Annotated in this window: 24 protein-coding genes; 20 read left to right on the top strand and 4 right to left on the bottom strand. The window is 54.1% G+C overall.

Features of this window, described 5'->3' with window-relative positions; all coding sequences use genetic code 11:
* Positions 1–110 precede the first annotated feature (110 nt).
* The 11 genes from trmJ to sseB all read left to right on the top strand — a co-directional run bounded on the left by trmJ (position 111) and on the right by sseB (position 8,977).
* On the top strand, positions 111–836 hold the full coding sequence (gene trmJ / locus NC856_RS14580; RefSeq protein WP_264091169.1) for a tRNA (cytosine(32)/uridine(32)-2'-O)-methyltransferase TrmJ: 726 nt from the start codon (positions 111–113) through the stop codon (positions 834–836).
* 130 nt (positions 837–966) lie between these two features.
* Complete coding sequence (gene iscR, locus NC856_RS14575; protein WP_264091168.1) at positions 967–1,464, top strand: Fe-S cluster assembly transcriptional regulator IscR; 498 nt, start codon at positions 967–969, stop codon at positions 1,462–1,464.
* Between the two features lie 177 nt (positions 1,465–1,641).
* The gene (locus NC856_RS14570; RefSeq protein WP_264091167.1) at positions 1,642–2,856 is read left to right on the top strand and encodes an IscS subfamily cysteine desulfurase; all 1,215 of its coding nucleotides are present in this window, start codon (positions 1,642–1,644) and stop codon (positions 2,854–2,856) included.
* A 24-nt stretch (positions 2,857–2,880) separates the two neighbouring features.
* Positions 2,881–3,267, top strand: coding sequence for a Fe-S cluster assembly scaffold IscU (gene iscU / locus NC856_RS14565; protein ID WP_264091166.1), 387 nt, complete (start codon positions 2,881–2,883; stop codon positions 3,265–3,267).
* 31 nt (positions 3,268–3,298) lie between these two features.
* On the top strand, positions 3,299–3,622 hold the full coding sequence (gene iscA, locus NC856_RS14560) for an iron-sulfur cluster assembly protein IscA (RefSeq protein ID WP_264091165.1): 324 nt from the start codon (positions 3,299–3,301) through the stop codon (positions 3,620–3,622).
* Between the two features lie 98 nt (positions 3,623–3,720).
* Positions 3,721–4,239, top strand: coding sequence for a co-chaperone HscB (hscB, locus tag NC856_RS14555; protein ID WP_264091164.1), 519 nt, complete (start codon positions 3,721–3,723; stop codon positions 4,237–4,239).
* 55 nt (positions 4,240–4,294) lie between these two features.
* On the top strand, positions 4,295–6,145 hold the full coding sequence (gene hscA / locus NC856_RS14550) for a Fe-S protein assembly chaperone HscA (protein ID WP_264091163.1): 1,851 nt from the start codon (positions 4,295–4,297) through the stop codon (positions 6,143–6,145).
* Positions 6,146–6,147: 2 nt separating this feature from the next.
* Complete coding sequence (fdx, locus tag NC856_RS14545; protein WP_264091162.1) at positions 6,148–6,483, top strand: ISC system 2Fe-2S type ferredoxin; 336 nt, start codon at positions 6,148–6,150, stop codon at positions 6,481–6,483.
* 16 nt (positions 6,484–6,499) lie between these two features.
* Positions 6,500–6,700 (top strand): Fe-S cluster assembly protein IscX, encoded by a 201-nt coding sequence (gene iscX, locus NC856_RS14540; protein WP_264091161.1) that lies wholly within the window; start codon positions 6,500–6,502, stop codon positions 6,698–6,700.
* A gap of 95 nt (positions 6,701–6,795) precedes the next feature.
* Positions 6,796–8,091, top strand: a complete 1,296-nt coding sequence (gene pepB / locus NC856_RS14535; RefSeq protein WP_264091160.1) for an aminopeptidase PepB — start codon at positions 6,796–6,798, stop codon at positions 8,089–8,091.
* A 91-nt stretch (positions 8,092–8,182) separates the two neighbouring features.
* A complete protein-coding gene (sseB, locus tag NC856_RS14530) occupies positions 8,183–8,977 on the top strand; it encodes an enhanced serine sensitivity protein SseB (protein ID WP_264091159.1) in 795 nt (264 codons plus the stop codon).
* 27 nt (positions 8,978–9,004) lie between these two features.
* Here the strand turns inward: sseB and NC856_RS14525 are convergent, their stop codons facing one another.
* The 4 genes from NC856_RS14525 to NC856_RS14510 form a co-directional block, all read right to left on the bottom strand.
* A complete protein-coding gene (locus tag NC856_RS14525; RefSeq protein ID WP_264091158.1) occupies positions 9,005–9,787 on the bottom strand; it encodes a MurR/RpiR family transcriptional regulator in 783 nt (260 codons plus the stop codon).
* Positions 9,788–9,822: 35 nt separating this feature from the next.
* Complete coding sequence (sseA, locus tag NC856_RS14520) at positions 9,823–10,692, bottom strand: 3-mercaptopyruvate sulfurtransferase (RefSeq protein ID WP_264091157.1); 870 nt, start codon at positions 10,690–10,692, stop codon at positions 9,823–9,825.
* Between the two features lie 93 nt (positions 10,693–10,785).
* On the bottom strand, positions 10,786–12,147 hold the full coding sequence (locus NC856_RS14515; protein WP_264091156.1) for a 6-phospho-alpha-glucosidase: 1,362 nt from the start codon (positions 12,145–12,147) through the stop codon (positions 10,786–10,788).
* 13 nt (positions 12,148–12,160) lie between these two features.
* Complete coding sequence (locus tag NC856_RS14510; RefSeq protein ID WP_264091155.1) at positions 12,161–13,723, bottom strand: PTS transporter subunit EIIC; 1,563 nt, start codon at positions 13,721–13,723, stop codon at positions 12,161–12,163.
* 359 nt (positions 13,724–14,082) lie between these two features.
* Here NC856_RS14510 and ndk point away from each other — a divergent pair, with 359 nt between their 5' ends.
* The 9 genes from ndk to der all read left to right on the top strand — a co-directional run bounded on the left by ndk (position 14,083) and on the right by der (position 23,813).
* Positions 14,083–14,514 (top strand): nucleoside-diphosphate kinase, encoded by a 432-nt coding sequence (ndk, locus tag NC856_RS14505; RefSeq protein WP_264091154.1) that lies wholly within the window; start codon positions 14,083–14,085, stop codon positions 14,512–14,514.
* 183 nt (positions 14,515–14,697) lie between these two features.
* Positions 14,698–15,909 carry a bifunctional tRNA (adenosine(37)-C2)-methyltransferase TrmG/ribosomal RNA large subunit methyltransferase RlmN gene (locus NC856_RS14500; RefSeq protein WP_264091153.1) on the top strand — a complete coding sequence of 404 codons (1,212 nt, stop codon included), beginning with the start codon at positions 14,698–14,700 and terminating at the stop codon, positions 15,907–15,909.
* A gap of 113 nt (positions 15,910–16,022) precedes the next feature.
* A complete protein-coding gene (gene pilW / locus NC856_RS14495; RefSeq protein WP_264091151.1) occupies positions 16,023–16,784 on the top strand; it encodes a type IV pilus biogenesis/stability protein PilW in 762 nt (253 codons plus the stop codon).
* The gene (rodZ, locus tag NC856_RS14490; RefSeq protein WP_264091150.1) at positions 16,774–17,775 is read left to right on the top strand and encodes a cytoskeleton protein RodZ; all 1,002 of its coding nucleotides are present in this window, start codon (positions 16,774–16,776) and stop codon (positions 17,773–17,775) included. Before pilW ends, rodZ begins: the two co-directional genes overlap by 11 nt.
* Positions 17,776–17,815: 40 nt before the next feature.
* The gene (gene ispG / locus NC856_RS14485) at positions 17,816–18,937 is read left to right on the top strand and encodes a flavodoxin-dependent (E)-4-hydroxy-3-methylbut-2-enyl-diphosphate synthase (RefSeq protein ID WP_264091149.1); all 1,122 of its coding nucleotides are present in this window, start codon (positions 17,816–17,818) and stop codon (positions 18,935–18,937) included.
* Positions 18,938–19,074: 137 nt separating this feature from the next.
* Positions 19,075–20,349, top strand: a complete 1,275-nt coding sequence (gene hisS, locus NC856_RS14480) for a histidine--tRNA ligase (RefSeq protein ID WP_264091147.1) — start codon at positions 19,075–19,077, stop codon at positions 20,347–20,349.
* A 13-nt stretch (positions 20,350–20,362) separates the two neighbouring features.
* Entirely contained in the window at positions 20,363–20,983 is a 621-nt protein-coding gene (locus tag NC856_RS14475) for a YfgM family protein (protein ID WP_264091190.1), read from the top strand.
* Between the two features lie 10 nt (positions 20,984–20,993).
* The gene (bamB, locus tag NC856_RS14470; protein ID WP_264091146.1) at positions 20,994–22,175 is read left to right on the top strand and encodes an outer membrane protein assembly factor BamB; all 1,182 of its coding nucleotides are present in this window, start codon (positions 20,994–20,996) and stop codon (positions 22,173–22,175) included.
* Between the two features lie 147 nt (positions 22,176–22,322).
* Complete coding sequence (gene der / locus NC856_RS14465) at positions 22,323–23,813, top strand: ribosome biogenesis GTPase Der (protein ID WP_264091144.1); 1,491 nt, start codon at positions 22,323–22,325, stop codon at positions 23,811–23,813.

Raw genomic sequence — 23,813 nt, 5'->3', positions numbered from 1 at the left:
CACTAGAATGTTAAAGAACAGAAAGCGGCGCGTATTATAGCAGGGGAAAAGGAAAATATCTAAGTCTGTGTTAGAATATTCCGATTTCCTTTTCGCATGATAGAGTTCGCATGTTAGACAATATTCGCATTGTTCTGGTTGAAACATCCCACACTGGCAATATGGGTTCCGTTGCCAGAGCGATGAAAACCATGGGATTAAGCAAGCTGTATCTGGTTAATCCGCTGGTAAAACCCGATTCCCAAGCCATCGCGCTGGCGGCGGGCGCCAGCGATGTTATTGGCGACGCCGCGCTGGTGGATACGCTGGATCAGGCGCTTGAAGGGTGTAGTCTGGTGGTGGGAACCAGCGCCCGTTCCCGTACCTTGCCCTGGCCGATGCTGGAACCGCGCGAGTGCGGCGTGCGCGCCGCGCAGGAAGCCGAGCATGCGCCGGTGGCGCTGGTTTTCGGTCGTGAGCGCGTCGGTTTGACGAATGACGAATTGCAGAAATGCCATTATCATGTCGCTATCCCGGCCAACCCTGAATACAGTTCGTTAAATCTGGCGATGGCTGTGCAGATTCTGGCTTATGAAGTGCGGGTCGCCCATCTGGATCGTCTTGCCGCCGGTAAGGAAGTCCACGGCGAGACGCCTTATCCGCGGGTGGATGATCTGGAGCGTTTTTATCAGCACCTTGAAAAGACATTGATGGAAACCGGTTTTATCCGGCAGGCGCATCAGGGGCAGGTGATGAACAAATTGCGTCGGTTGTTTACGCGGGCCAGGCCGGAAAGTCAGGAACTGAATATTCTGCGCGGGATATTGAGTTCGATTCAAAAGAATAACGATGCGTAATGGATGAATAATACTTGAGTGAATTACTTGGTTAAATAGTTGACTGTAACACTCGGGAATGTCAGACTCAGGCTATGTTCTGCCAATACATGTTTTCATAATACATGTTTTATCTACAGGTATCACTATCATGAGATTGACATCTAAAGGCCGTTATGCGGTTACCGCCATGCTTGATGTGGCGCTGCATTCTAAAGAAGGCCCGGTTCCGTTGGCTGACATTTCCGAGCGTCAGGGTATTTCACTTTCCTATTTGGAACAATTATTTTCACGCCTGCGTAAAAACGGTCTGGTCGCCAGCGTGCGTGGTCCGGGCGGCGGTTATTTGCTGGGCAAAAACGCTGATGAAATCGCGGTAGGCATGGTGATCTCGGCGGTAGATGAATCTGTTGACGCCACGCGTTGTCAGGGGCGTGAAAGTTGTCAGGGCGGCGATCGTTGTCTGACTCATACGCTGTGGCGTGATCTGAGCGACCGTATTACTGACTTTCTGAACAATATTACGTTGGACGAACTGGTCAACAATAAAGAAGTGCTGGATGTAGCGGACAGACAGGACACCGCCGATAGCCGTCGCACCGCCAACGGCCGGATTCAGGACACGATCAACGTGAATCTGCGCGCCTGAACATTCATTAGCGCTGGCGGATCGTTCGATCCGCCAAATTAAACCTTCCCGCCAGTCATTTTTTGTCATTGATTTTCAACAGCGCATGGCGTTGAACCGCAAGGCTGCGGGTAAACAGTCTGCCAATAAAACAAGACGCTTTGCACGTTTTGAAGTGATGTACGGAGTTTATGAGCAATGAAGTTACCGATTTATCTGGACTATTCAGCAACGACGCCGGTTGATCCGCGGGTAGCTGAAAAAATGATGCAATGCCTGACCCTGGACGGAACGTTCGGCAACCCCGCTTCCCGTTCCCACCGTTTCGGTTGGCAGGCGGAAGAAGCCGTCGATATCGCCCGTAATCAGATTGCTGAACTGGTGGGGGCCGACCCGCGAGAGATTGTCTTTACCTCCGGCGCGACAGAGTCGGATAACCTGGCGATTAAAGGCGCCGCCAACTTCTATCAGAAGAAAGGCAAACACATCATCACCAGCAAGACAGAACACAAAGCCGTGCTGGATACCTGCCGCCAGTTAGAGCGCGAAGGGTTCGACGTCACCTATCTGGCGCCGCAAAGCAACGGTATTATCGACCTGAAAGAACTGGCAGCCGCGATGCGTGATGACACCATTCTGATTTCCATCATGCATGTGAACAATGAAATCGGGGTGGTGCAGGATATCGCGACCATCGGCGAAATGTGCCGTGGCCGCGGGATCATCTTTCATGTCGATGCCACCCAGAGCGTGGGTAAATTGCCCATCGATCTGAGTCAGTTAAAAGTGGATCTGATGTCTTTCTCCGGCCATAAAATTTATGGACCGAAAGGCATCGGCGCGCTGTACGTTCGCCGCAAACCCCGTATTCGTATCGAAGCGCAGATGCACGGCGGCGGCCACGAGCGCGGTATGCGCTCCGGCACCTTGCCCGTTCATCAAATCGTCGGCATGGGTGAAGCGTACCGTATCGCTAAAGAAGAAATGGATGTGGAAGTGGCGCGCCTGCGCACGCTGCGCGATCGTCTGTGGCACGGGATAAATGATATTGAAGAAGTTTATCTGAATGGTGATATTGAACAGGGCGCGCCGAATATCCTCAACGTCAGTTTCAACTATGTTGAAGGTGAATCGCTGATTATGGCGCTCAAGGATCTGGCCGTTTCGTCCGGCTCCGCCTGTACCTCCGCCAGTCTTGAACCCTCTTATGTGTTACGTGCGTTGGGTATGAATGATGAACTGGCGCATAGTTCGATCCGTTTCTCTCTGGGACGTTTTACTACAGAAGAAGAGATCGACTACACCATCGAGTTGGTGCGTAAATCCATTGGCCGTCTGCGCGAGCTTTCTCCGCTGTGGGAAATGTTCAAGCAAGGCGTGGATATCAGCAGCATCGAATGGGCGCATCATTAATTCGCAGGAGAGGGGACGACGATTATGGCTTACAGCGAAAAAGTAATAGATCACTACGAAAATCCACGCAACGTTGGTTCATTTGATAACGCCGATCCCAGCATTGGCAGCGGCATGGTGGGCGCGCCTGCCTGCGGCGATGTGATGAAGTTGCAGATCAAGGTCAACGACGCCGGGATCATCGAAGACGCCCGCTTCAAGACTTATGGCTGCGGCTCCGCCATTGCGTCCAGTTCGCTGGTGACGGAGTGGGTAAAAGGCAAATCGCTTAACGAAGCGGAATCGATTAAAAACACGCAAATTGCGGAAGAGCTTGAACTCCCGCCGGTGAAAATTCACTGTTCCATTCTGGCGGAAGATGCCATTAAAGCCGCGATTGCCGATTACAAAAGTAAACGCGAAGCGAAATAGCTTGCCAGCTTAACAATGCCGAGGTTGTTGTATGTCGATTTCTCTGAGCGACAGCGCCGCACAGCGAGTTAATGCATTTATGTCCAACCGGGGTAAAGGCATTGGCCTGCGCCTGGGCGTGCGGACATCCGGTTGTTCCGGTATGGCGTATGTGCTGGAATTTGTTGATGATGTGAATGCGGATGACGTGGTATTCGAAGACAAAGGCGTCAAGGTTATTATTGATGGTAAAAGCCTGGTCTACCTGGACGGCGCCGAACTGGATTTCGTCAAGGAAGGGCTGAATGAAGGCTTCAAATTCAATAACCCCAACGTTTCAAGCGCATGCGGCTGCGGCGAAAGCTTTAACGTCTGACCAGCCAGTAAATGCGCTTTCCCTATTTCTTCCGGCGATTGGCCGGGAGAAACGGCGGCAAATCATCGTAATGACCCGGAAACCCTAGAGCACGTTTTATGGATTACTTTACTTTGTTCGGGCTGCCTGGTCGCTATGATGTGGATAGCGGTCTGCTGGTTTCCCGTTTTCAGGAACTGCAACGCCAGTTCCACCCGGATCGCTTTGCGACCCAGCCCGAAAGAGCGCGTATGCTGGCATTACAGCAGGCCGCCACCATCAATAGCGCCTATCAGACCCTGAAACATCCGCTGAAACGCGCGGAGTATATGTTATCTTTGCACGGTTTTGATTTAAGTAATGAGCAGCATACGTTACAGGACACCGCTTTTCTGATGGAACAGCTTGAGATGCGTGAGGAACTGGATGCCATTGCGCGCCGTGCCGATGTTGAAGCGGCGCTGGCTGAATTTGCCGGACGGTTACAGGCGATGCTCGCTAAACGGAGTGAGCAAATGCGTAACGAACTGGATAATGAGGCGTGGAATGATGCGGCTGACACCGTGCGTAAGCTGCGTTTTTTAGACAAGCTCCAGCAGCAGGTTGAACAACTCGAAGAACAATTGCTGGACAGTTAAGTGTTTAATTCGGCTGGGAGCGCCTTTCCCGCCAGCCAATTGATGGAAGCTCAATATGGCCTTATTACAAATTAGCGAACCCGGCCTCAGCGCGGCGCCGCATCAGCGGCGTCTGGCTGTCGGCATCGATCTGGGCACCACCCATTCTCTGGTTGCCGCCGTGCGCAGCGGCGCGGCGCAAACGCTGGCCGATCACGCGGGCCGCGATCTCCTGCCGTCCGTGGTCCATTACCGTGCCGAAGGGCATGCGGTAGGCTGGGAGGCGCGAGAAAATGCCGCCCTCGACCCAGCGAACACCATCAGTTCCGTCAAACGGATGATGGGCCGTTCGTTAGCGGATATTCAGCAGCGCTATCCCCATTTACCTTACCAATACCGCGCCAGCGATAACGGTTTGCCATTGATTCAGACCAGCGGCGGCGAATTGAACCCGGTGCGCGTGTCGGCCGATATCCTGTCGGCGCTGGCGCAACGTGCGCAGCAAGCGTTAGGCGGCATACCGGACGGCGTGGTGATTACGGTTCCGGCCTATTTCGACGATGCGCAGCGTCAAGGCACTAAAGACGCTGCTCGTCTGGCCGGTCTGCATGTCTTGCGTTTGCTCAATGAGCCAACCGCCGCGGCGATCGCTTATGGATTGGATTCCGCTCAGGAAGGGGTTATCGCCGTTTACGACCTGGGTGGCGGAACCTTTGATATTTCTGTGCTACGTCTGAGCCGCGGCGTGTTTGAAGTGCTGGCGACGGGCGGCGATTCCGCGCTGGGCGGCGATGATTTCGACAATCTGTTGGTCGAGTGGCTGCGCGGGCAGGCGGGTATCACCGCGCGTGACGATCACCAGTTACAACATGCGTTGCGTGAAGCGGCGATCCAGACCAAGATCGCATTGAGTCGCGCGGATTCGGCATCAATAGATGTTGCCGGTTGGCAGGGGGAGATAACCCGCGGCCAGTTCAATGGGCTGATTGCCGCGTTGGTGAAACGTACGCTGCTGGCTTGTCGTCGCACGTTGAGGGATGCCGGTGTGACGCCGAATGAAATACAGGAAGTCGTCATGGTTGGCGGTTCAACCCGCGTGCCGCTGGTGCGTGAACAGGTGGGCGAGTTCTTTGGCAGAGCGCCGCTGACCACCATCGACCCGGATAAGGTGGTGGCGATTGGCGCGGCAATCCAGGCGGATATTTTGGTGGGCAACAAACCGGATAGCGACATGCTGCTGCTGGATGTCATTCCGTTGTCGCTGGGTTTGGAAACCATGGGCGGACTGGTTGAGAAAATTATCCCGCGCAACACCACCATTCCGGTCGCCAGAGCACAGGAGTTCACTACTTTTAAAGACGGTCAGAACGGGATGATGATCCACGTTGTGCAGGGTGAACGCGAACTGGTGCAGGATTGCCGTTCTCTTGGACGTTTTACCCTGCGTGGTCTGCCGCCGTTACCCGCTGGCGGCGCACATATCCGCGTGACGTTTCAGGTGGATGCCGATGGTCTGCTCAACGTGACCGCAATGGAAAAATCGACCGGGATTGAAGCGGCCATACAGGTCAAACCGTCTTACGGACTGAGTGATGGTGAAATTGCGTCCATGATCACAGATGCCATGCGGAATGCACAGGACGATGTGGGCGCCAGAATGTTGGCGGAACAGCAAGTTGAGGCGGCGCGAGTGTTGGAAAGTCTTAACAGCGCGCTGGCGGCGGATGCCGACTTGCTGACTGATAATGAAAAAGCGTCAATTATCGCGGCAGCCGAAAACCTCGGACAACGGATGTCGGAAACCGACGCCGCGGCGATTGACGCCGCTATTAAAAACGTCGATCAACAAACCCAGGAATTCGCCGCCCGCCGCATGGATGCCTCTATTCGCCGTGCGTTGGCGGGCCATTCCGTGGACGAGGTGTAAACATGCCTAAGATTGTCTTTCTGCCGCATCAGGATCTGTGTCCTGAAGGGGCGGTGTTGGAAGCTGAGCGCGGGGAAAGTATTCTGAACGTCGCACTGCGCAACGGTATTGAAATTGAGCATGCCTGCGAGAAATCCTGCGCCTGTACGACTTGCCATTGCATCATCCGCGAAGGATTCGATGCGCTGGCGGAGAGTACGGAAGATGAAGATGATATGCTGGATAAAGCCTGGGGGCTGGAGCCGGAAAGCCGTTTAGGGTGTCAGGCGCGGGTAGCCGACGACGATCTGGTGGTGGAGATCCCGCGTTATACGATTAACCACGCTCGCGAACATTAATGGCAGGAGGCTTGCTATGGGATTGAAATGGACGGATAGCCGGGCGATCGGCGAAGCGCTTTACGATCAGTTTCCCGCGCTCGATCCAAAAACGGTGCGTTTTACCGATATGCACCAGTGGATCTGCGATCTGGAAGCGTTTGATGATGATCCTGGCGCATCCAATGAAAAAATTCTGGAGGCGATTCTGCTGGTCTGGTTAGACGAAGCGGAATAGTCATTGCTATGACGGGCTGCCCTGGGCGGCCCGCTCTATTTTTGTGCGATGACCCGCACATCGGGTTATCGGAAAAAACAGTCTGGAGCCGAATTATGACAAGCGAAGCGATGCTGATTTCACTCTCCACCCAACCTGCGGATGCGCGCTGGGGAGAGAAAGCGTCATTAAGTATGAATGAACACGGTTTTACCATTCATCTGAATGGGAAAGCTCCGTTGGCGACCATCCAACGCGCGGCCCGTAAAATTGACGGTCAGGGCATCAGGCACGTCAAACTGGTCGGTGTTGGTTGGGATCTGGCGAACAGTTGGGCATTCTGGCAAGGCTATCGTGCGCCGAAAGGCCCGCGGACGGTGGAATGGGCGGAACTGAATGAGGCTGACCGGAAAGAACTGGATGACCGCCTGAAGATTATTGACTGGGTGCGCGATACCATCAATCTGCCGGCGGAAGATCTGGGGCCTGAGCAACTGGCGACCCGTGCGATCGATCTGCTGTGTGATGTTGATTGCGATGCGGTCAGTTATCGCATCACCAAAGGCGATGATCTGCGCACGCAAAACTATGCCGGTATTTATACCGTTGGCCGGGGTTCCGATCGTGCGCCGGTACTGTTGGCGCTGGACTACAACCCGACCGGCAATCCCGATGCGCCGGTGTTCGCCTGTCTGGTGGGCAAGGGCATCACCTTTGATACCGGGGGCTACAGTCTGAAACCCAGCGGCTTTATGGATTCCATGAAATCGGACATGGGGGGCGCGGCGACCGTGGTGGGCGCGCTGGCGCTGGCCGCCTCGCGTGGGTTGAAGCAGCGGGTGAAGCTGTATCTGTGCTGTGCGGATAATATGGTCAGCGGTAATGCGTTCAAGCTGGGCGACATTATTCGTTACCGCAACGGCAAAAGCGTGGAAGTCATGAACACCGATGCGGAAGGGCGTCTGGTGCTGGCCGACGGCCTGATTGATGCGTCTGAACAGCATCCACAGTGGATCATTGATTGCGCCACGCTGACCGGTGCGGCAAAAACCGCATTGGGCAATGATTACCATGCCCTGTTCAGCTTTGATGATGAACTGGCGGCGGCATTACAGGCCAGCGCGAAACAGGAAGGCGAACCGTTCTGGCGTCTGCCGCTGGAAGAGTTCCACCGCAGTCAGCTACCTTCCAATTTTGCGGATTTGAATAATGTCGCCGGGGCCGCGCACAGCGCAGGCGCGAGTACGGCAGCGGCGTTTTTATCGCATTTTGTGAAGAATTATCAGCAAGGCTGGCTGCACATCGACTGTTCCGCCACCTACCGCAAGGGCGCGGTGGAGCAATGGTCACCGGGCGCCACCGGGCTGGGCGTTCGGACGCTGGCGAATTTGCTGTTGAGCAAAGCTGAATAGTCAGGATTCAGTTATCATTGCTGGAATGTGCTGTTTAGCGAAATCGGACCAGCCGTCTGGTTTTTAACGCAATCATGGGTTGAGGATAGCTATGGATTTTTCACCACAAAATAAACTGGAAGAGGTGCTGGTACTGGCCGCAACCGAGCCTGCGCATCGGCCTGAGTTTTTCAGCGAATTAATGGAGGCCACTGTCTTCGTTTTAGGCAGCAGCGATGAAAGTGAAGCGCGTGGTGAAAAGATCCTGCATGCGGGCAGCAACGTACAGATTCAGCATTGGGAAAAAGCCGACGGTTCTTCCGCTATTCCTTTTTTCTCGTCGCTGGCCGCCTTGCAACAAGTGATCACCGAAGAACAATCCTTTCTGGCATTACCAGCCCGTTCACTGTTTGAGATTACGTTGGGCGCTACCTTGTTTCTCAACCCCAAACTGCCGTATGGAAAAGAGTTTCTGCCGCAGGAAGTGGAGCACATGCTGTCCGGCGAAGGTAACGGATTTGTCGAGCAGCGCATCGTTGAAGAAGATACTCAGGTGGTGATTGGTCAGCCCGCCGAGATGCCGGTGCAAATGATTGATTCGCTTACCCAGTTGTTCACCAAATATCGGCATGTGCGCCGCGCATTTTTGGCGCAAATCCAGGAGCCGGATGAAAAAGCGCCGCATCTGCTCATCGGGATTGAAGCCGATCAACAGGTGGAAGAAATTATCCGTGCCGCAGGCAGCGTCGCCAGCGATACCTCACCGGATGAACGTCCGGTTGATCTTTGTGTGGTTAATGAAAATGAGCCAGGCATCAGTCACTACCTGCTCAAACATACCACGCCGTTTTATGAGCGCAAATGGGGCAGTTTCCTGCGCGATTTCAAGGATACCGGTCGCGCCTGAACCGGGTTTCGGCGCAGCGGCGGGTGATCAATCCGCCGTTGTCGCCTGGAGCAATAAGAGATCGATCAACATCACCAGATTCGATTCAAACGAACTGATCTCTCCCGCCTCAGCCGCATAATGCACCGCATCGTCATAGAGCCGGAAATGCAGATCGGCCTGCTCGCCTAATGAATTCAGCGATGCTCTGGTGAACGCAATCACCTTCATGCCGATATTGCGGGCAACTCGCGCCTTGTCCAGCACCTGCTCGGTTTCGCCACTACGGGAAATGGCGATGAACACCTGATATTTCGGTGCATTGTTGAGAAAAATGCCTTTGCTATCGCCCAACCCGGAAGAAAACGCGTCTTTACCCAAAACCTGAAGCTTTTTCGCCAGATATTCGGCAAACAGGTGGGAGAAACCAGCGCCATAGAGGAAAAAATGGCTTTCCTGACGCAAAATCTGGCTGAATGCGAGCATCTCTTGCGCGCTGATATAGGAAAAGGTGTGTCGGTAATTATCAACAAAGTGCTGAAACGCCGCCGGAAGGTGATTAACGGCAAAAGGTTCGGCCATTGGCGGCAAATGCGGCTGCGCCGTCAGTAATTGTTTACAGTGATAAATAAATTCGCTGTAACCGCTGAACCCGATTTTCTGACACAACCGCATGATGGTGGCGGTAGAAACATAGGTTTGTTGCGCCAGTTCGCGTACGGTAATTTTCCCCACCAGGGAAGCGTGTTCCGCGACAAAGGCCAGCACGCGATATTCCGCGCGCGTCAACGACTGACCACGTTGCATCAGCGATGCCAGTCGGTTATCCATAAGGTGCTCCTGAACCGTTGACGACAGCCGGGGAATCAATCAAGCGTGATGGGCAGGTCATTGCGGCTGCCCCAATCGCTCCATGCGCCATCGTAAAGCGTCACATTGGCGACATTCAGTACGTGCAACGCCAGAATAACCACGCAGGCGGTGACGCCGGAACCGCAACTGGCAACGACCGGACGACTGAAATCCACCCCATGCTTGTGCAGAATGGCGGCGAGTTCGACATTCGGTTTCAGCGCGCCGTTGGCGACCAGATCACCCCAGGGTACATTCAGGCTGCCGGGAATATGTCCGCGATGCAGGCCGGGACGCGGTTCGTCCATTTCACCATTAAAGCGGGCGGCAGGACGGGCATCAATAATCTGCGCGGAGTGATCACGGCTGATAGCCAACACCTCATCACGTTGACGGATCGCCTTTTCATTCGCTCTGGCGTCGAAAACCGCAGGCGCTCGCTCGACAGTGCCTTGTTCCAGCGGCAGGTTTTGATTTTTCCAGCCAGCCAGTCCGCCGGCGAGGATTGAGATCTTCTCAACGCCAAAGGTGTGCAGCATCCACCAGGCGCGCGGTGCCGAGAACAGATTGCCCTCATCGTAGATGACCAGGTGTTGCTGATGGCTGACGCCCAGCCCGCTCATGGCGCGGGAAAAATCATCGCTGTCCGGCATCATATGCGGCAGGTCGGTACGGTGATCGGACAAGGTTTCAATATTAAAAAATACCGCGCCGGGGATATGACCGGCGCGGTATTCCGCGTGGATATCGCGCGTCGTCTCGCCCGGCGGCAACATTCTGGCGTCAAGGAGCGTGATCGTGCTGTCGTCAAGGTGCTCGGCAAGCCAGGCGGCAGAAACAAACCATTCGTTAGAAACCAATGATGCAGAAGAAGATGCTGACATAATTCCCCCCAGGCAGGGCTGACGGTCAGTCAGTCCCGATGTAAAACCGTGGAGGCATTGTCAGCGATTTCTTCTGTTCCGACAAGTACGCGCTTACTGCGCGACGCCGTCTGTATAGGCTTGTTTTAGCTGCGGCCAGTATTCACGGTTAGCCTCAATCATATCGTCCAGAATCGCCTTCGCATGCTGCATGGTGGGTACTGTGCGGTTCAGGGTGAAGGCTTGCAACGCTTTTTCATAACTGCCTTCCAGCGTCGCCTCAACCAGCAGTTGTTCCGAGGCCAGTTGCTGTTCCAACAGCGCTCGATGGAACTGAGGCGCATTACCCATACGAACCGGTTCCGGCCCTTGCGCGGTAATGTAGGCGGGGACTTCCACCATGGCATCATAAGGCAGATTGGCTATCGCCCCTTTGTTTTCCACCATCACCAGATGGCGCTGGCGCAGATCGAAGGCGAGTGAGCAGGCGACGTCAACGATAAACTCACCATGTACGCCAACATGGAAGGCGTCTGACAGCACGCCGGTTTCCTGGTAGCGGGCCGCCGCCGCAAAGAGTTTCTTCTCGCGTCCGTCCATTACTTCATTGGCGCGGGTGTAGTCGGGGTTCTGATGTTCGACAATCTGATTCGGCATCAGGTAATACTGCAAATACGGGTTTGGCACAAACTCAGGGAAATGATCCATGATCGGCTTGATGTTGCGCCAGGTCTTAACCCAGGACGGATCGGCATGCTGCGGATCGGTATCGGCTGCGTCGGCGGTCAGCAAGCCGTAGCGGGCGATATGTTCGCGCAGTTCGGGCAGGCGATCGACGCCATCGACCAGCACGCGGGTAAACCAGCCAAAGTGGTTGAGGCCGAAATAATCCACCGTGATGTCGTGGCGGTCAACACCCAGCACCGCGGCGATATTACGCATCGCGGCGACCGGCATGTCACAGATATTCAGTACGCGAGCGTTGGGGCGCAGGCGACGAATACCTTCGGCCACGATAGCCGCCGGATTCGAATAATTGACGATCCAGGCGTCCTGATGAGCGTAACGCGCCACCAGATCGATCAGTTCGACCATCGGTAGAATGGTGCGTAAGCCGTAAGCCAATCCGCCGGGGCCGCAGGTTTCCTGTCCGACCACGCCGTGGCGTAGAGGAATTTTCTCATCCTGCTCGCGCATTTTGTATTGACCGACGCGCATCTGGGCGAACACAAAGTGCGCGCCGCTAAACGCGGTTTCCACATCGGTGGTGACGGTGAATCTAATCTCGCGGCTATGATCGCGGATGACTTTTTCGACCACGGGCGCAATGGTTTCCTGTCGCTGACCGTCAATGTCGTACAGACGGATTTCCGCCAGCGGAAAATCCGCGAGACGCACCATCAGACTTTTTACGATGCCCGGCGTATAGGTACTGCCGCCGCCGGCAATAGTCAGAATGAATGGGGGGTTCGTCATGGTCAATCTCCTGTTAAAGCGCGTTTTCAACTGCTTCGCGTATGGTTTTGACGTGAAGTCCGTATACCACCTGCACATTGTTACCCTGACGGATAACGGCTTTGGCGCCGGTGGTTTTGAGTTGTTGGTCATCAACTATCGTTGGGTCCAGCACGGTTACCCGCAGACGGGTGTAACAGTTATCCACTACTTCAATATTCGGTTTGCCGCCCAGTCCGGCAATGATGGTTGAGCCGACGAGGTGAGCATCGTTTTTGACCTGCTGCTGTGCTTTTGCCTGATATTCCGTTTTGGAGTACAACCGGGTGTCTTCTTCACTGGCTTCGCGTCCCGGCGTCGGCATATCGAAATAGAGGATCAGGAAACGGAAGACAAGGAAGTAAATTACCGACATGGTCAACCCGACGACGATGTACATCGGCCAATTGGATTTCTCAATGCCCAGCGGCAGATTATAAAGCAGGAAGTCAATGACGCCGTTGGCGCCAATGGCATGAACGCCCAGCACATAGAACAGCATCATGCCCAGGCCGGTCAGCACGGCGTGAACCACAAACAGCAACGGCGCGACGAACAGAAAAGAGAATTCCAGTGGTTCGGTTACGCCAAGCAGGAAAGAGGCAAAGGCGGCAGGGATCAGAATCGCTTTGGCCGCCATGCGTTTTTCTGGTTTGGCGGTCACATACATTGCCAGCGCCGCCGCGGTCAGACCGAACATTTTACTGATGCCGCGCGCATCCCATGCCACCGTCGGGCTAAGTTGTTTGACGCTTTGGCAAGCCATCTCAGCAAAGTAGATATTACGTGCGCCTTGATACAGGTTGCCGCACACCTCGGCCATCCCCCCCAGTTCGGTATACAGGAACGGGGTGTAGACCAGATGATGCAAACCGGTTGGGATCAGAATGCGTTCAAGAAAACCATAGATAGCGACGCCAAAGGGACCGGCGCCTTTAATAGCAAACGCCAGTTGGCTGATCCCCTGCTGAGCGAACGGCCAGATGGCGCTCATGACGAAACCGAGAGCAATGGCCAGCGGGATAACCAGAATGGCGACGAAGCAGTGACCGGAATAGATCGCCATCACGCCGTCGAATTGTTTGCCGGAATAGCGGTTATAAAGATAACCAGCCAGCGCGCCGATCAGAATACCGGCGAAAACGCCCATCTCAAGGACTTGAACGCCGAGCGCCATGCCTTGTCCGGCTGCGCGCATTTCGGCGACCGGCGCCAGTTTTCCTTGAAGCTGAAGGGTAATGTTCATCGCATTGATGAAGATGATAAACATCACCAGACCGATAAGCGCCGCGTAGCCCTTATCGCGTTTTGCCAGCCCGATAGGAATGCCGACAGCAAAAACCAGCGCCAGATTCGCCAGAATAGCAACCGCGGATTTGGAAACCAGTTGACCAAACCCCTGAATCAACGGGTGGTTAAGAAAAGGAATATATCCGGCCAGATTACCGTTGCCGAACACATTGCCAAAAGCGATGAACAGCCCGACAATCGGTAATATCAGCACCGGCCCGTACAGAGATTTACCAAAATTCTGTAATGCATTGACCGCGTTTTTCATTATCAGCCCTCTTGGTGGCCATTATTAGGGGGTACAGCGCAAGGCTAACAGCGCATGAAGTGTAATATCCAGTTATCTTATTGTTTTAAAAACAAATAACGCATAACGTTACAAGTAACGTTCAGAATTGTGATCGCCGCTGATTTGTTACATGATGTGCATGTTCCCGATTGAAACCGCACCGGACGTCAGCAATATCGATAGTGAGGTAGGGCAAAAGCTAATATTTTTTTAACAAAATGTTATTCCGCCGATAGGCAATAGCGCTTGCTGCCCCTATAATCTGCGCCACTTTCACTGGCTGGGAGTATCATTCCTCCAATCCGGCTGCTATCTGATAGTTATTTAATGAGGTCTATATGACGGTAGAACGTACCTTTTCCATCGTAAAACCCAATGCTGTCGCCAAGAATGCGATTGGGGCCATTTATGCACGTTTTGAAAGCGCGGGGTTTAAAATTGTTGCCGCCAAAATGCTGCAACTGACCCGTGAGCAGGCTGAAGGCTTTTATGCTGAGCATCAGGGAAAACCGTTTTTTGACGGCCTGGTCGAGTTCATGATTTCCGGCCCGATCATGGTTCAGGTACTGGAAGGTGAAAATGCGGTGCAGCGCAATCGTGACATCATGGGCGCCACCAACCCGGCGAACGCGCTGGCCGGTACGCTGCGTGCCGATTATGCCGACAGTTTTACTGAAAACGCCGTGCATGGTTCTGATTCCCTTGAGTCCGCTCAACGTGAAATCGCCTATTTCTTCAGCGCCGATGAAATTTGTCCGCGTAACCGGTAAACGCCGGCGCGAGGCCGCCGGGTGTTGGTTTGACGTTCGGCGCATAAAAAGTGCGGCGATGGTGGCTTCCCTGTTTTAAACTTTGTACAATGCCGCGCCCCGGATAAGCTTGCGCTTGTCCGGGGCGTTTCTTTATTATCCTTCTTTAGCGCCATAACGTGTAATAACGAGGCCTGGGTTCCTATGTCTGAACAAATCGTGTCTGAAAAAAACTTGTCTGAGCAAATCGTGTCCGAATTTTCACCGGCGTCTGCCGTCGCCTCTCAACCTGCCAAAACCAGTGCGGAAAAAGTCAATCTGCTGGATCTTAACCGTCAGCAAATGCGGGAGTTTTTTGCCTCGCTGGGAGAGAAACCTTTCCGCGCCGATCAGGTGATGAAGTGGATTTATCACTATTGTTGTGATGATTTCACCCAGATGACGGATATCAACAAAGCTTTCCGCGGCAAGTTACAGGAAGTCGCTGAGATCCGTGCGCCCGAAGTGGTGGACGAACAACGCTCGTCTGACGGCACCATCAAGTGGGCGATACTGGTCGGTGGTCAGCGTGTCGAGACGGTCTATATTCCCGAAGAAGATCGCGCCACGCTGTGTGTCTCTTCCCAGGTCGGCTGTGCGCTGGAGTGTAAATTCTGTTCCACCGCGCAGCAGGGTTTTAACCGCAACCTGCGGGTATCTGAAATCATCGGTCAGGTATGGCGGGCGGCCAAAATCATCGGCGCGTTCAAAGTTACCGGCCAGCGTCCCATCACCAACGTGGTGATGATGGGCATGGGCGAACCCTTGCTCAACCTGACCAATGTGGTGCCGGCGATGGAGATCATGCTGGATGATTTCGGTTTTGGTCTGTCGAAACGTCGCGTCACGCTGTCAACGTCCGGGGTGGTGCCGGCGCTGGACAAACTGGGCGACATGATCGACGTCGCGCTGGCGATCTCCCTGCACGCGCCAAACGATGAAATCCGTAACGAAATCATGCCGCTTAATAAGAAATATAACATCGAAACATTCCTGAGCGCGGTGCGGCGCTATCTGGCGAAATCCAATGCCAATCAGGGACGAGTGACGGTGGAGTATGTGATGCTGGATCATATCAACGACGGCACGGAACATGCCCATCAGTTAGCGGAATGTCTGAAAGATACTCCGTGCAAGATCAACCTGATCCCGTGGAACCCGTTCCCCGGCGCGCCTTATGGCCGTAGTTCGAACAGCCGTGTCGATCGCTTCTCCAAGGTGCTGATGGAATATGGTTTTACCACGATTGTGCGTAAAACCCGTGGCGATGATATTGATGCCGCCTGCGGTCAGCTTGCCGGCGAGGTGGTGGACAGAACCAAGCGCACGCTGAAGAAAAAAATGGCAGGTGAACCTATCACGGTTAAAACGGTCTGATACCTAATTGTCCTGGCCGTTAATGAGCGCGATAATATTTTGATGATGCGAGCCAGGCCGGGCGATGCCTGACGATGGACGCGGGATGGAATCGTAGGAAAAGGACGTCAGGGATGATGCGACAGTTAAGACAGAGAGCCGGTTGGCTGGTGGTGATCATGGCGGTTTTGTCTGCGGGATGCGGTAATCGTTCATCCGGTGAAAACGTCACTCCCATGATTGCGCAGACCCGTTTGCAACTGGGGCTGGAATATCTGGCCCGCAATAATCTGGATGCGGCGCGTCAGAATCTTGCAAAAGCGCTGGATGCCGCGCCGCGGGATTATCGCACCCAGTTGGGCATGGCGCTTTATGAGCAGCGTATTGGTGAAAATGAGTCCGTCGGGCGGCGTTATCAGCGCGCGTTTGCGCTGGCGCCGGAAAACGGCAGCGTGATGAATAATTACGGTGCGTTTCTGTGTAGTTTAGGGCAGTATGTAGCGGCGCAGCGACAGTTTAGTGCGGCGGCGCAACTCCCTGATTACAGTCAGGTTGCGGATGCGCTGGAAAACGCGGGGTATTGCTTTTTCAAAGCCGGACAGAATGATGAAGCGCGCAGTTTGTTAATCCGAGCTATAAAGTACGATCATGCCAAAGGCGCTATGCTGTTGGCAGAGGCTGATAAACAGTTTTCCAGCGGAAAACATGAGCAAGCCAAGCGGCTCCTGGACATTTATCAGCATATTCTTCCGGCCAGCGCCGAGAGTTTATGGTTACAGATTCGTTTCGCCGCGTTAGCAGGCTATGATGAGGATATTGAACGTTATGGCAAATCGCTGGCGCGAAGTTTTCCACAATCTAAACAGTACCAGCAATTCTTAGCTAATGAATACTGAAGCCACTCAAGATAATACAGAATCAACCCTTCCCGGCGAACGTTTACGTCAGGCGCGTGAGCGGCTGGGGTTGACTCAGCAGGCTGTTGCTGAGCGTTTGTGTCTTAAGCTTTCCACCGTTCGCGAGATAGAAGAAGGTAATACGCCAACGGGGTTGGCGCCGACGTTTTTACGCGGATATATCCGTTCTTATGCGAAACTGGTTCATTTGCCCGAAGATGAACTGTTGCCGATGCTAGATAAACATGTGGCGCCGAAGGTGTCGAATGTTGCTCCCATGCAGAGTTTCTCTCTGGGTAAAAGTCGCAAAAAACGCGACGGGTGGTTGATGACTTTCACCTGGCTGGTGGTGATTGTGGTACTGGGATTGACTGGCGCATGGTGGTGGCAGAACTATCAGGCGCAGCAGCAGGAAATCAACAGTATGGTGGACCATGCCAGTTCAATGCAGGCGCAGAGTGAAGGTCAGTCTGTGCCGCTGATGGATAACAGCGAACCGCTGGCGGAGACGGGGGGCGATTCGAGCGCTTCCACGTCGGTGGCGTTGCCTTTGCCGAGCGTGACGCCGCCTGAGTCGCCTGCTAATCCCGCGATGACTCCCCCTCAGCCCGCACCACCGCCTGTGGCCTCGCAACCGACCGCTCCCTTGCAGCCGGACAACAATAACGCCGCGTTGAGTTCAGACGAGGTTGCCCCGGCGACCGAGACGGCTTCGAGCGAAAATCCAACCCCGCCTGCGGCCAGCGGCAATGCGCTGGTCATGAATTTCAACGCGGATTGCTGGCTGGAAGTGATTGACGCCAGCGGTAAAAAACTGTTCAGCGGTATGCAGCGTAATGGCGGCTCACTGAATCTGAATGGTCAGGCGCCGTATAGACTCAAGATTGGCGCGCCCGCTGCGGTCCAGATCCAATTCCAGGGTAAACCCGTCGATTTGAGCCAGTTTGTGAGAAGCAATCAGGTGGCTCGTCTTACACTGGCCGCGGAATAACGTAACGTTTACGTGATGTTGCAATGTTGGAGAAGAAGTAATGCATAACGCAGCACCCATAACCCGTCGCAAATCAAAACGAATTTACGTCGGCAAGGTGCCTATTGGTGATGGTGCGCCGATCGCGGTGCAATCCATGACCAACACCCGAACCACCGATGTTGAAGCGACCGTTGGCCAAATCAGGTCACTGGAACGTGTTGGCGTTGATATTGTCCGCGTCTCCGTGCCAACCATGGAAGCGGCGGAAGCATTCAAACTGATCAAACAGCGAGTGAATGTTCCTCTGGTGGCGGATATTCATTTTGACTACCGCATTGCCCTGAAGGTGGCGGAGTACGGCGTTGACTGTCTGCGCATCAACCCCGGCAATATCGGCAATGAGGCGCGTATCCGTTCTGTTGTTGATTGCGCGCGGGATAAAAATATCCCGATCCGTATCGGTGTGAACGGCGGTTCGCTGGAAAAGGATTTGCAGGAAAAATATGGCGAGCCGACGCCGCAGGCGCTGCTGGAATCCGCGATGCGGCATGTTGATATTCTGGATCGCCTCAACTTTGATCAATTCAAAGTCAGCGTAAAGGCATCAGATGTGTTTCTGGCGGTGGAATCTTATCGTCTGTTGGCCGCGCGTATCGATCAACCGTTGCATCTGGGGATTACGGAAGCGGGCGGCGCACGCAGCGGCGCGGTCAAATCCGCTATCGGCCTTGGCTTGTTGCTGTCGGAAGGGATCGGCGACACGCTGCGTATCTCGCTGGCTGCCGATCCGATCGAGGAAGTGAAAGTCGGTTTCGATATTCTAAAATCACTACGCATTCGTTCCCGCGGTATCAACTTTATTGCCTGTCCAACCTGTTCCCGTCAGGAATTTGATGTGATTGGCACCGTCAATGCGCTGGAGCAGCGACTGGAAGATATCATCACGCCGATGGATGTTTCGATCATCGGTTGTGTGGTCAACGGGCCGGGCGAAGCGCTGGTTTCCACCATTGGCGTCACCGGCGGCCATAACAAGAGCGGTTTTTACGAAGATGGCGTTCGCCAGAAAGAGCGTTTTGACAACGAGCAGATGATTGATCAACTGGAGGCCAAAATTCGGGCCAAAGCCTCCATGATGGATGAAAACCAGCGCATCGCCGTTAATCTGGTCGATAAATAAACGGCGTTGGTGCGGATATATGCCATCACTCGCCTAATTTATCATTCCTAACCCGAGGAGGATCGGCCTGCATTGAAGATAGGTTGCAGATCCTCCTATAATCGGGTTTATTTTTGAAAAACGCATAGAGAACTGACGTGGCAAAAAATATTCAAGCCATTCGCGGCATGAACGATTACCTGCCAGCCGAAACGGCATTGTGGCAGCGTATTGAAACCAGTCTGAAGCAGGTGCTTGGCAGCTACGGCTACAGTGAAATCCGCACACCGATTGTTGAGCAAACTTCGCTGTTTAAACGTGCCATCGGTGAAGTGACCGATGTGGTTGAAAAAGAAATGTACACCTTCGAGGATCGCAACGGCGACAGCCTGACGTTGCGTCCTGAGAATACCGCGTCATGCGTTCGCGCCGGTATTGAGCACGGTATTCTTTATAATCAGGAGCAGCGTTTGTGGTATATGGGGCCGATGTTCCGCCACGAACGTCCGCAGAAAGGACGCTACCGTCAGTTTCATCAGTTGGGTTGTGAAGTTTTCGGGCTACAGGGGCCGGATATCGATGCCGAACTGATTCTGCTTACCGCTCGCTGGTGGCGAGTGTTGGGCATCGCCGAGCACGTCAAGCTGGAACTGAACTCGATTGGATCGCTGGAAGCCAGAGCGACTTACCGTGAAGCGCTGATTGCCTTTCTTGAGCAGCATAAAGATAAACTGGACGAAGATTGTCTGCGTCGCATGTATACCAATCCGTTGCGCGTGCTGGATTCAAAAAATCCGCAGGTGCAGACGTTACTCAACGATGCGCCGGTTCTGACGGATTATCTGGATGAAGAATCCCGCGCTCACTTTGTCGCGTTGGGTGAACTTTTAACGCAGGCGGGCATCCCATATACCGTTAATCCTCGTTTGGTTCGCGGCCTGGATTATTACAACCGTACTGTGTTCGAATGGGTCACCACCAGTCTGGGGGCGCAGGGAACGGTTTGCGCCGGCGGACGATATGATGGCATGGTTGAGCAGTTGGGCGGCCATGCGACGCCCGCGGTGGGGTTTGCGATGGGACTGGAGCGTCTGGTGCTGCTGGTGCAATCGGTTAATCCTGAGTTTAAGGCGCATCCAGGCGTGGATGTCTACCTGGTTTCTTCCGGCGCAGGTACGCAGGCGGCAGCGATGCAACTGGCCGAAAAGCTGCGTGATACGTTGCCGCAATTGAAACTGATGACCAACTATGGCGGCGGCAATTTTAAAAAGCAATTCGCCAGAGCCGACAAATCAGGCGCGCGCGTAGCGCTGGTTTTAGGTGAAAACGAAGTTGCGGCCGGTCAGGTTGTCGTCAAAAACCTGCGTAATGGCGAGCAGGATACCCTGGCGCAGACCGATGTCGCCGCGCGTCTGGCAATGTTACTGGATTGAGGAGAAAGACACCGTGGAAGTCTATACCACAGAGAATGAACAGGTTGATGCGTTACGTCGTTTTCTCGCGGAAAATGGCAAGGCGCTGGTGGTTGGCGTGGTGCTCGGTGTCGGAGCGCTGGTTGGCTGGCGTTTCTGGCAGAATAGCCAAAGCACCAATGCAATAGCAGCGTCTACGTCTTATCAGCAAATCACCGAACAATTGGCCGATGGCAAAACGGACGGCGTAGCGGCGGCTGAGAAGTTCAGCGCCGCGAATAAAAATAGTTATGGCGCACTGGCGTCACTGGAACTGGCGCGTCATTATGTCGATCAGAAAGATTTCGCCAAGGCGGAACAACAACTGGTGTTGGCCCAATCCCAGACCAAGGATGCCGACTTGCTTGCACTGGTGAATCTGCGTCTGGCGCGGATCCAACTGCAAGAGAAGAAAACGGACGAGGCGCTGAAAACCCTGGATGCCATTAAGCTTGATGGCTGGGTGGCGCTGGCGGCGGATGTCCGTGGCGATGTGCTGGTCGGCAAAGGGGATAATCAGGCGGCGCGCGACGCGTATAACAAAGGTTTGTCTGCTAACCCTCCGCAGGCATTGAAGGCATTGCTGACCATGAAACTGAACAATCTGTCCAGCTAAGAGGAATTCCATGCAATTGCGTAAAACACTTTTAGTAGGACTGGTTTCTGTTGCCCTGCTGAGCGGTTGTTCGCTGTTTAACAGCGAAGAAGATGTTGTCACTATGTCTCCACTGCCAAAGGTGGAGAATCAGTTTACTCCCACCAAAGTGTGGAGCCGTTCAGTCGGCAGCGGTATTGGGGAGTTTTACTCCAATCTTCATCCGGCATGGCAGGATAATCGCGTCTTTGCCGCCGATCGCCGGGGTACTGTCAAGGCGCTGGATCTGAATGACGGCAAAGAAATCTGGCGGGTTGATCTGTCTGAGAAAACCGGGTTTTTCTCCCGCAATAAACCCGCACTGTTGTCCGGCGGCGTGACCGTTTCCGGCCGTCATATCTATATCGGCAGCGAGCAGGCGCAGGTCTATGCGCTGAATGCGGATGATGGTGCGGTGGTATGGCAGACCGCTGTAGCGGGCGAAGCCATTTCCCGCCCGGTCGTCAGCGACGGCGTGGTGCTGATCCACACCAGCAACGGCATGTTGCAGGCGTTGGACGAAGCTAATGGCGCGGTTAGGTGGACCGTCAATCTGGATATGCCGACGCTTTCCCTACGCGGCGAATCCGCGCCAACGACGGCGTTCGGTGCGGCGATTGTCGGTGGGGATAACGGTCGCGTGAATGCGGTGATGATTAATCAGGGCCAGCTTATCTGGCAACAGCGCATTTCCCAGCCCAGCGGCGCGACGGAAATCGATCGCCTGAACGATGTCGATACCACGCCGGTTGTGATGGGTGAGGTGGTCTACGCGTTGGGTTATAATGGCAACATGACGGCGCTGGATTTGCGTTCAGGTCAGGTTCTGTGGAAACGCGAACTTGGTTCGGTACAGGATTTCATCATCGATGGCGACCGCATCTATCTGGTTGATCAGAATGACCGTATTGTGGCGCTGAATACCAATGGCGGCGTCAACCTGTGGCGTCAGAGCGATTTACTGCACCGTAATCTGACCGCGCCGGTGTTGTTCGACGGCTATCTGGTGGTGGGTGATACGGAAGGCTATTTGCATTGGCTGAATACAGCTGACGGGCGTTTTGTGGCTCAGCAGAAAGTGGATGGTTCAGGCTTCCTAAGCAAGCCGGTAATTGCCAGCGACAAGCTGCTTATCCAGGCGAAAAATGGCGATGTGTACGCTTTTACCCGCTAGTTAACGCCCCGCACGTTTGGGTCCCTGCCGGTTGGTAGAGACGAACCCGAAACGGCTCCTGACAGTATCAGGGGCCGTTTCGTCTTTTTATCGTCAGCGAGTATTATCGCTGTAACGTATTGAAATATAAGTAATGAGGTTGTAACAATGATACCTGTCGTCGCGCTGGTCGGACGTCCGAATGTGGGAAAGTCTACGCTGTTTAACCGTTTAACACGCACTCGTGATGCATTGGTGGCGGATTTCCCAGGGCTGACGCGTGACCGCAAGTATGGCCGCGCGGAAGTGGAAGGCCATGAATTTATTATCGTTGATACCGGTGGTATCGATGGTACGGAGGACGGCGTTGAAACACGCATGGCCGGTCAATCGCTGGTGGCGATTGAAGAAGCGGATATCGTCCTGTTTATGGTGGATGCCCGCGCCGGATTAATGCCGGCGGATGAAGGTATTGCCCAGCACCTGCGTAGCCGTCAAAAGACCACTGTTTTGGTCGCCAACAAAACCGATGGTCTTGATCCCGATACGGTGACGGCGGATTTTTACTCGCTCGGTATGGGCGAGATCCATGCGATTGCGGCCTCTCATGGCCGTGGCGTGACCTCGCTGCTTGAGAAGGTTTTGCTGCCGTTTGTGCAGGATGAGGTGACGGAACCGGTTGAGTTAACTGAGGAAGAAGCGAACGCGGCTTACTGGGCTGAGCAACTGGGTGAAAATGCATCTGAAGGCGAGATCGCGGAGGAAGATGACTTCAACCCGGAAGATCTACCGATAAAGCTGGCGATAGTCGGTCGCCCTAACGTGGGTAAGTCCACACTGACTAACCGGATTCTGGGTGAAGACCGGGTGGTGGTTTACGACATGCCCGGCACCACCCGCGATAGCATATACATACCGATGGTGCGTGATGAGCGTGAATATATATTGATCGATACCGCCGGCGTACGTAAGCGCGGCAAAGTCACCGAGACGGTGGAAAAATTCTCTGTGATCAAGACGCTGCAAGCCATTGAGGATGCCAACGTGGTTCTGTTGGTGATTGACGCTCGTGAAGGTATCTCCGATCAGGATCTCTCTCTGCTGGGTTTTATCCTCAATAGTGGGCGCTCATTGGTGATTGTGGTCAACAAGTGGGACGGATTGTCGCAGGAAGTGCGTGATGAAGTGAAGGAAACGCTGGATTTGCGTCTTGGCTTCATCGATTTTGCTCGTATTCACTTTATCTCCGCATTGCACGGCAGCGGCGTGGGCAACTTGTTCGAATCGGTGATGGAAGCTTACACCTGTGCGACTCGTCGCGTGGGTACTTCCATGCTGACCCGTATTATGCAAATGGCGGCCGATGATCATCAGCCGCCATTGGTGCGCGGTCGCCGGGTGAAACTGAAATATGCGCATGCGGGCGGCTATAACCCGCCGATTGTGGTGATCCACGGTAATCAGGTCAAAGATTTGCCTGACTCGTATAAGCGCTATCTGATGAATTACTATCGCCGCTCATTGAATGTCATGGGGACGCCGATCCGTATTCAGTTCAAAGAAGGCGAGAATCCCTTTGCCGATAAGCGCAACACATTGACGCCAAACCAGTTACGCAAGCGTAAGCGGTTGATGCAGCATCTTAAAAAAAGTAAATAA

Origin of the sequence: Brenneria izbisi (genome assembly GCF_025840185.1) — a bacterium.
Classification (GTDB): Bacteria; Pseudomonadota; Gammaproteobacteria; order Enterobacterales; family Enterobacteriaceae; genus Brenneria; species Brenneria izbisi.
The sequence above is the reverse complement of the archived record's forward strand: the minus strand, read 5'-3'. Positions and strand labels throughout refer to the sequence as shown.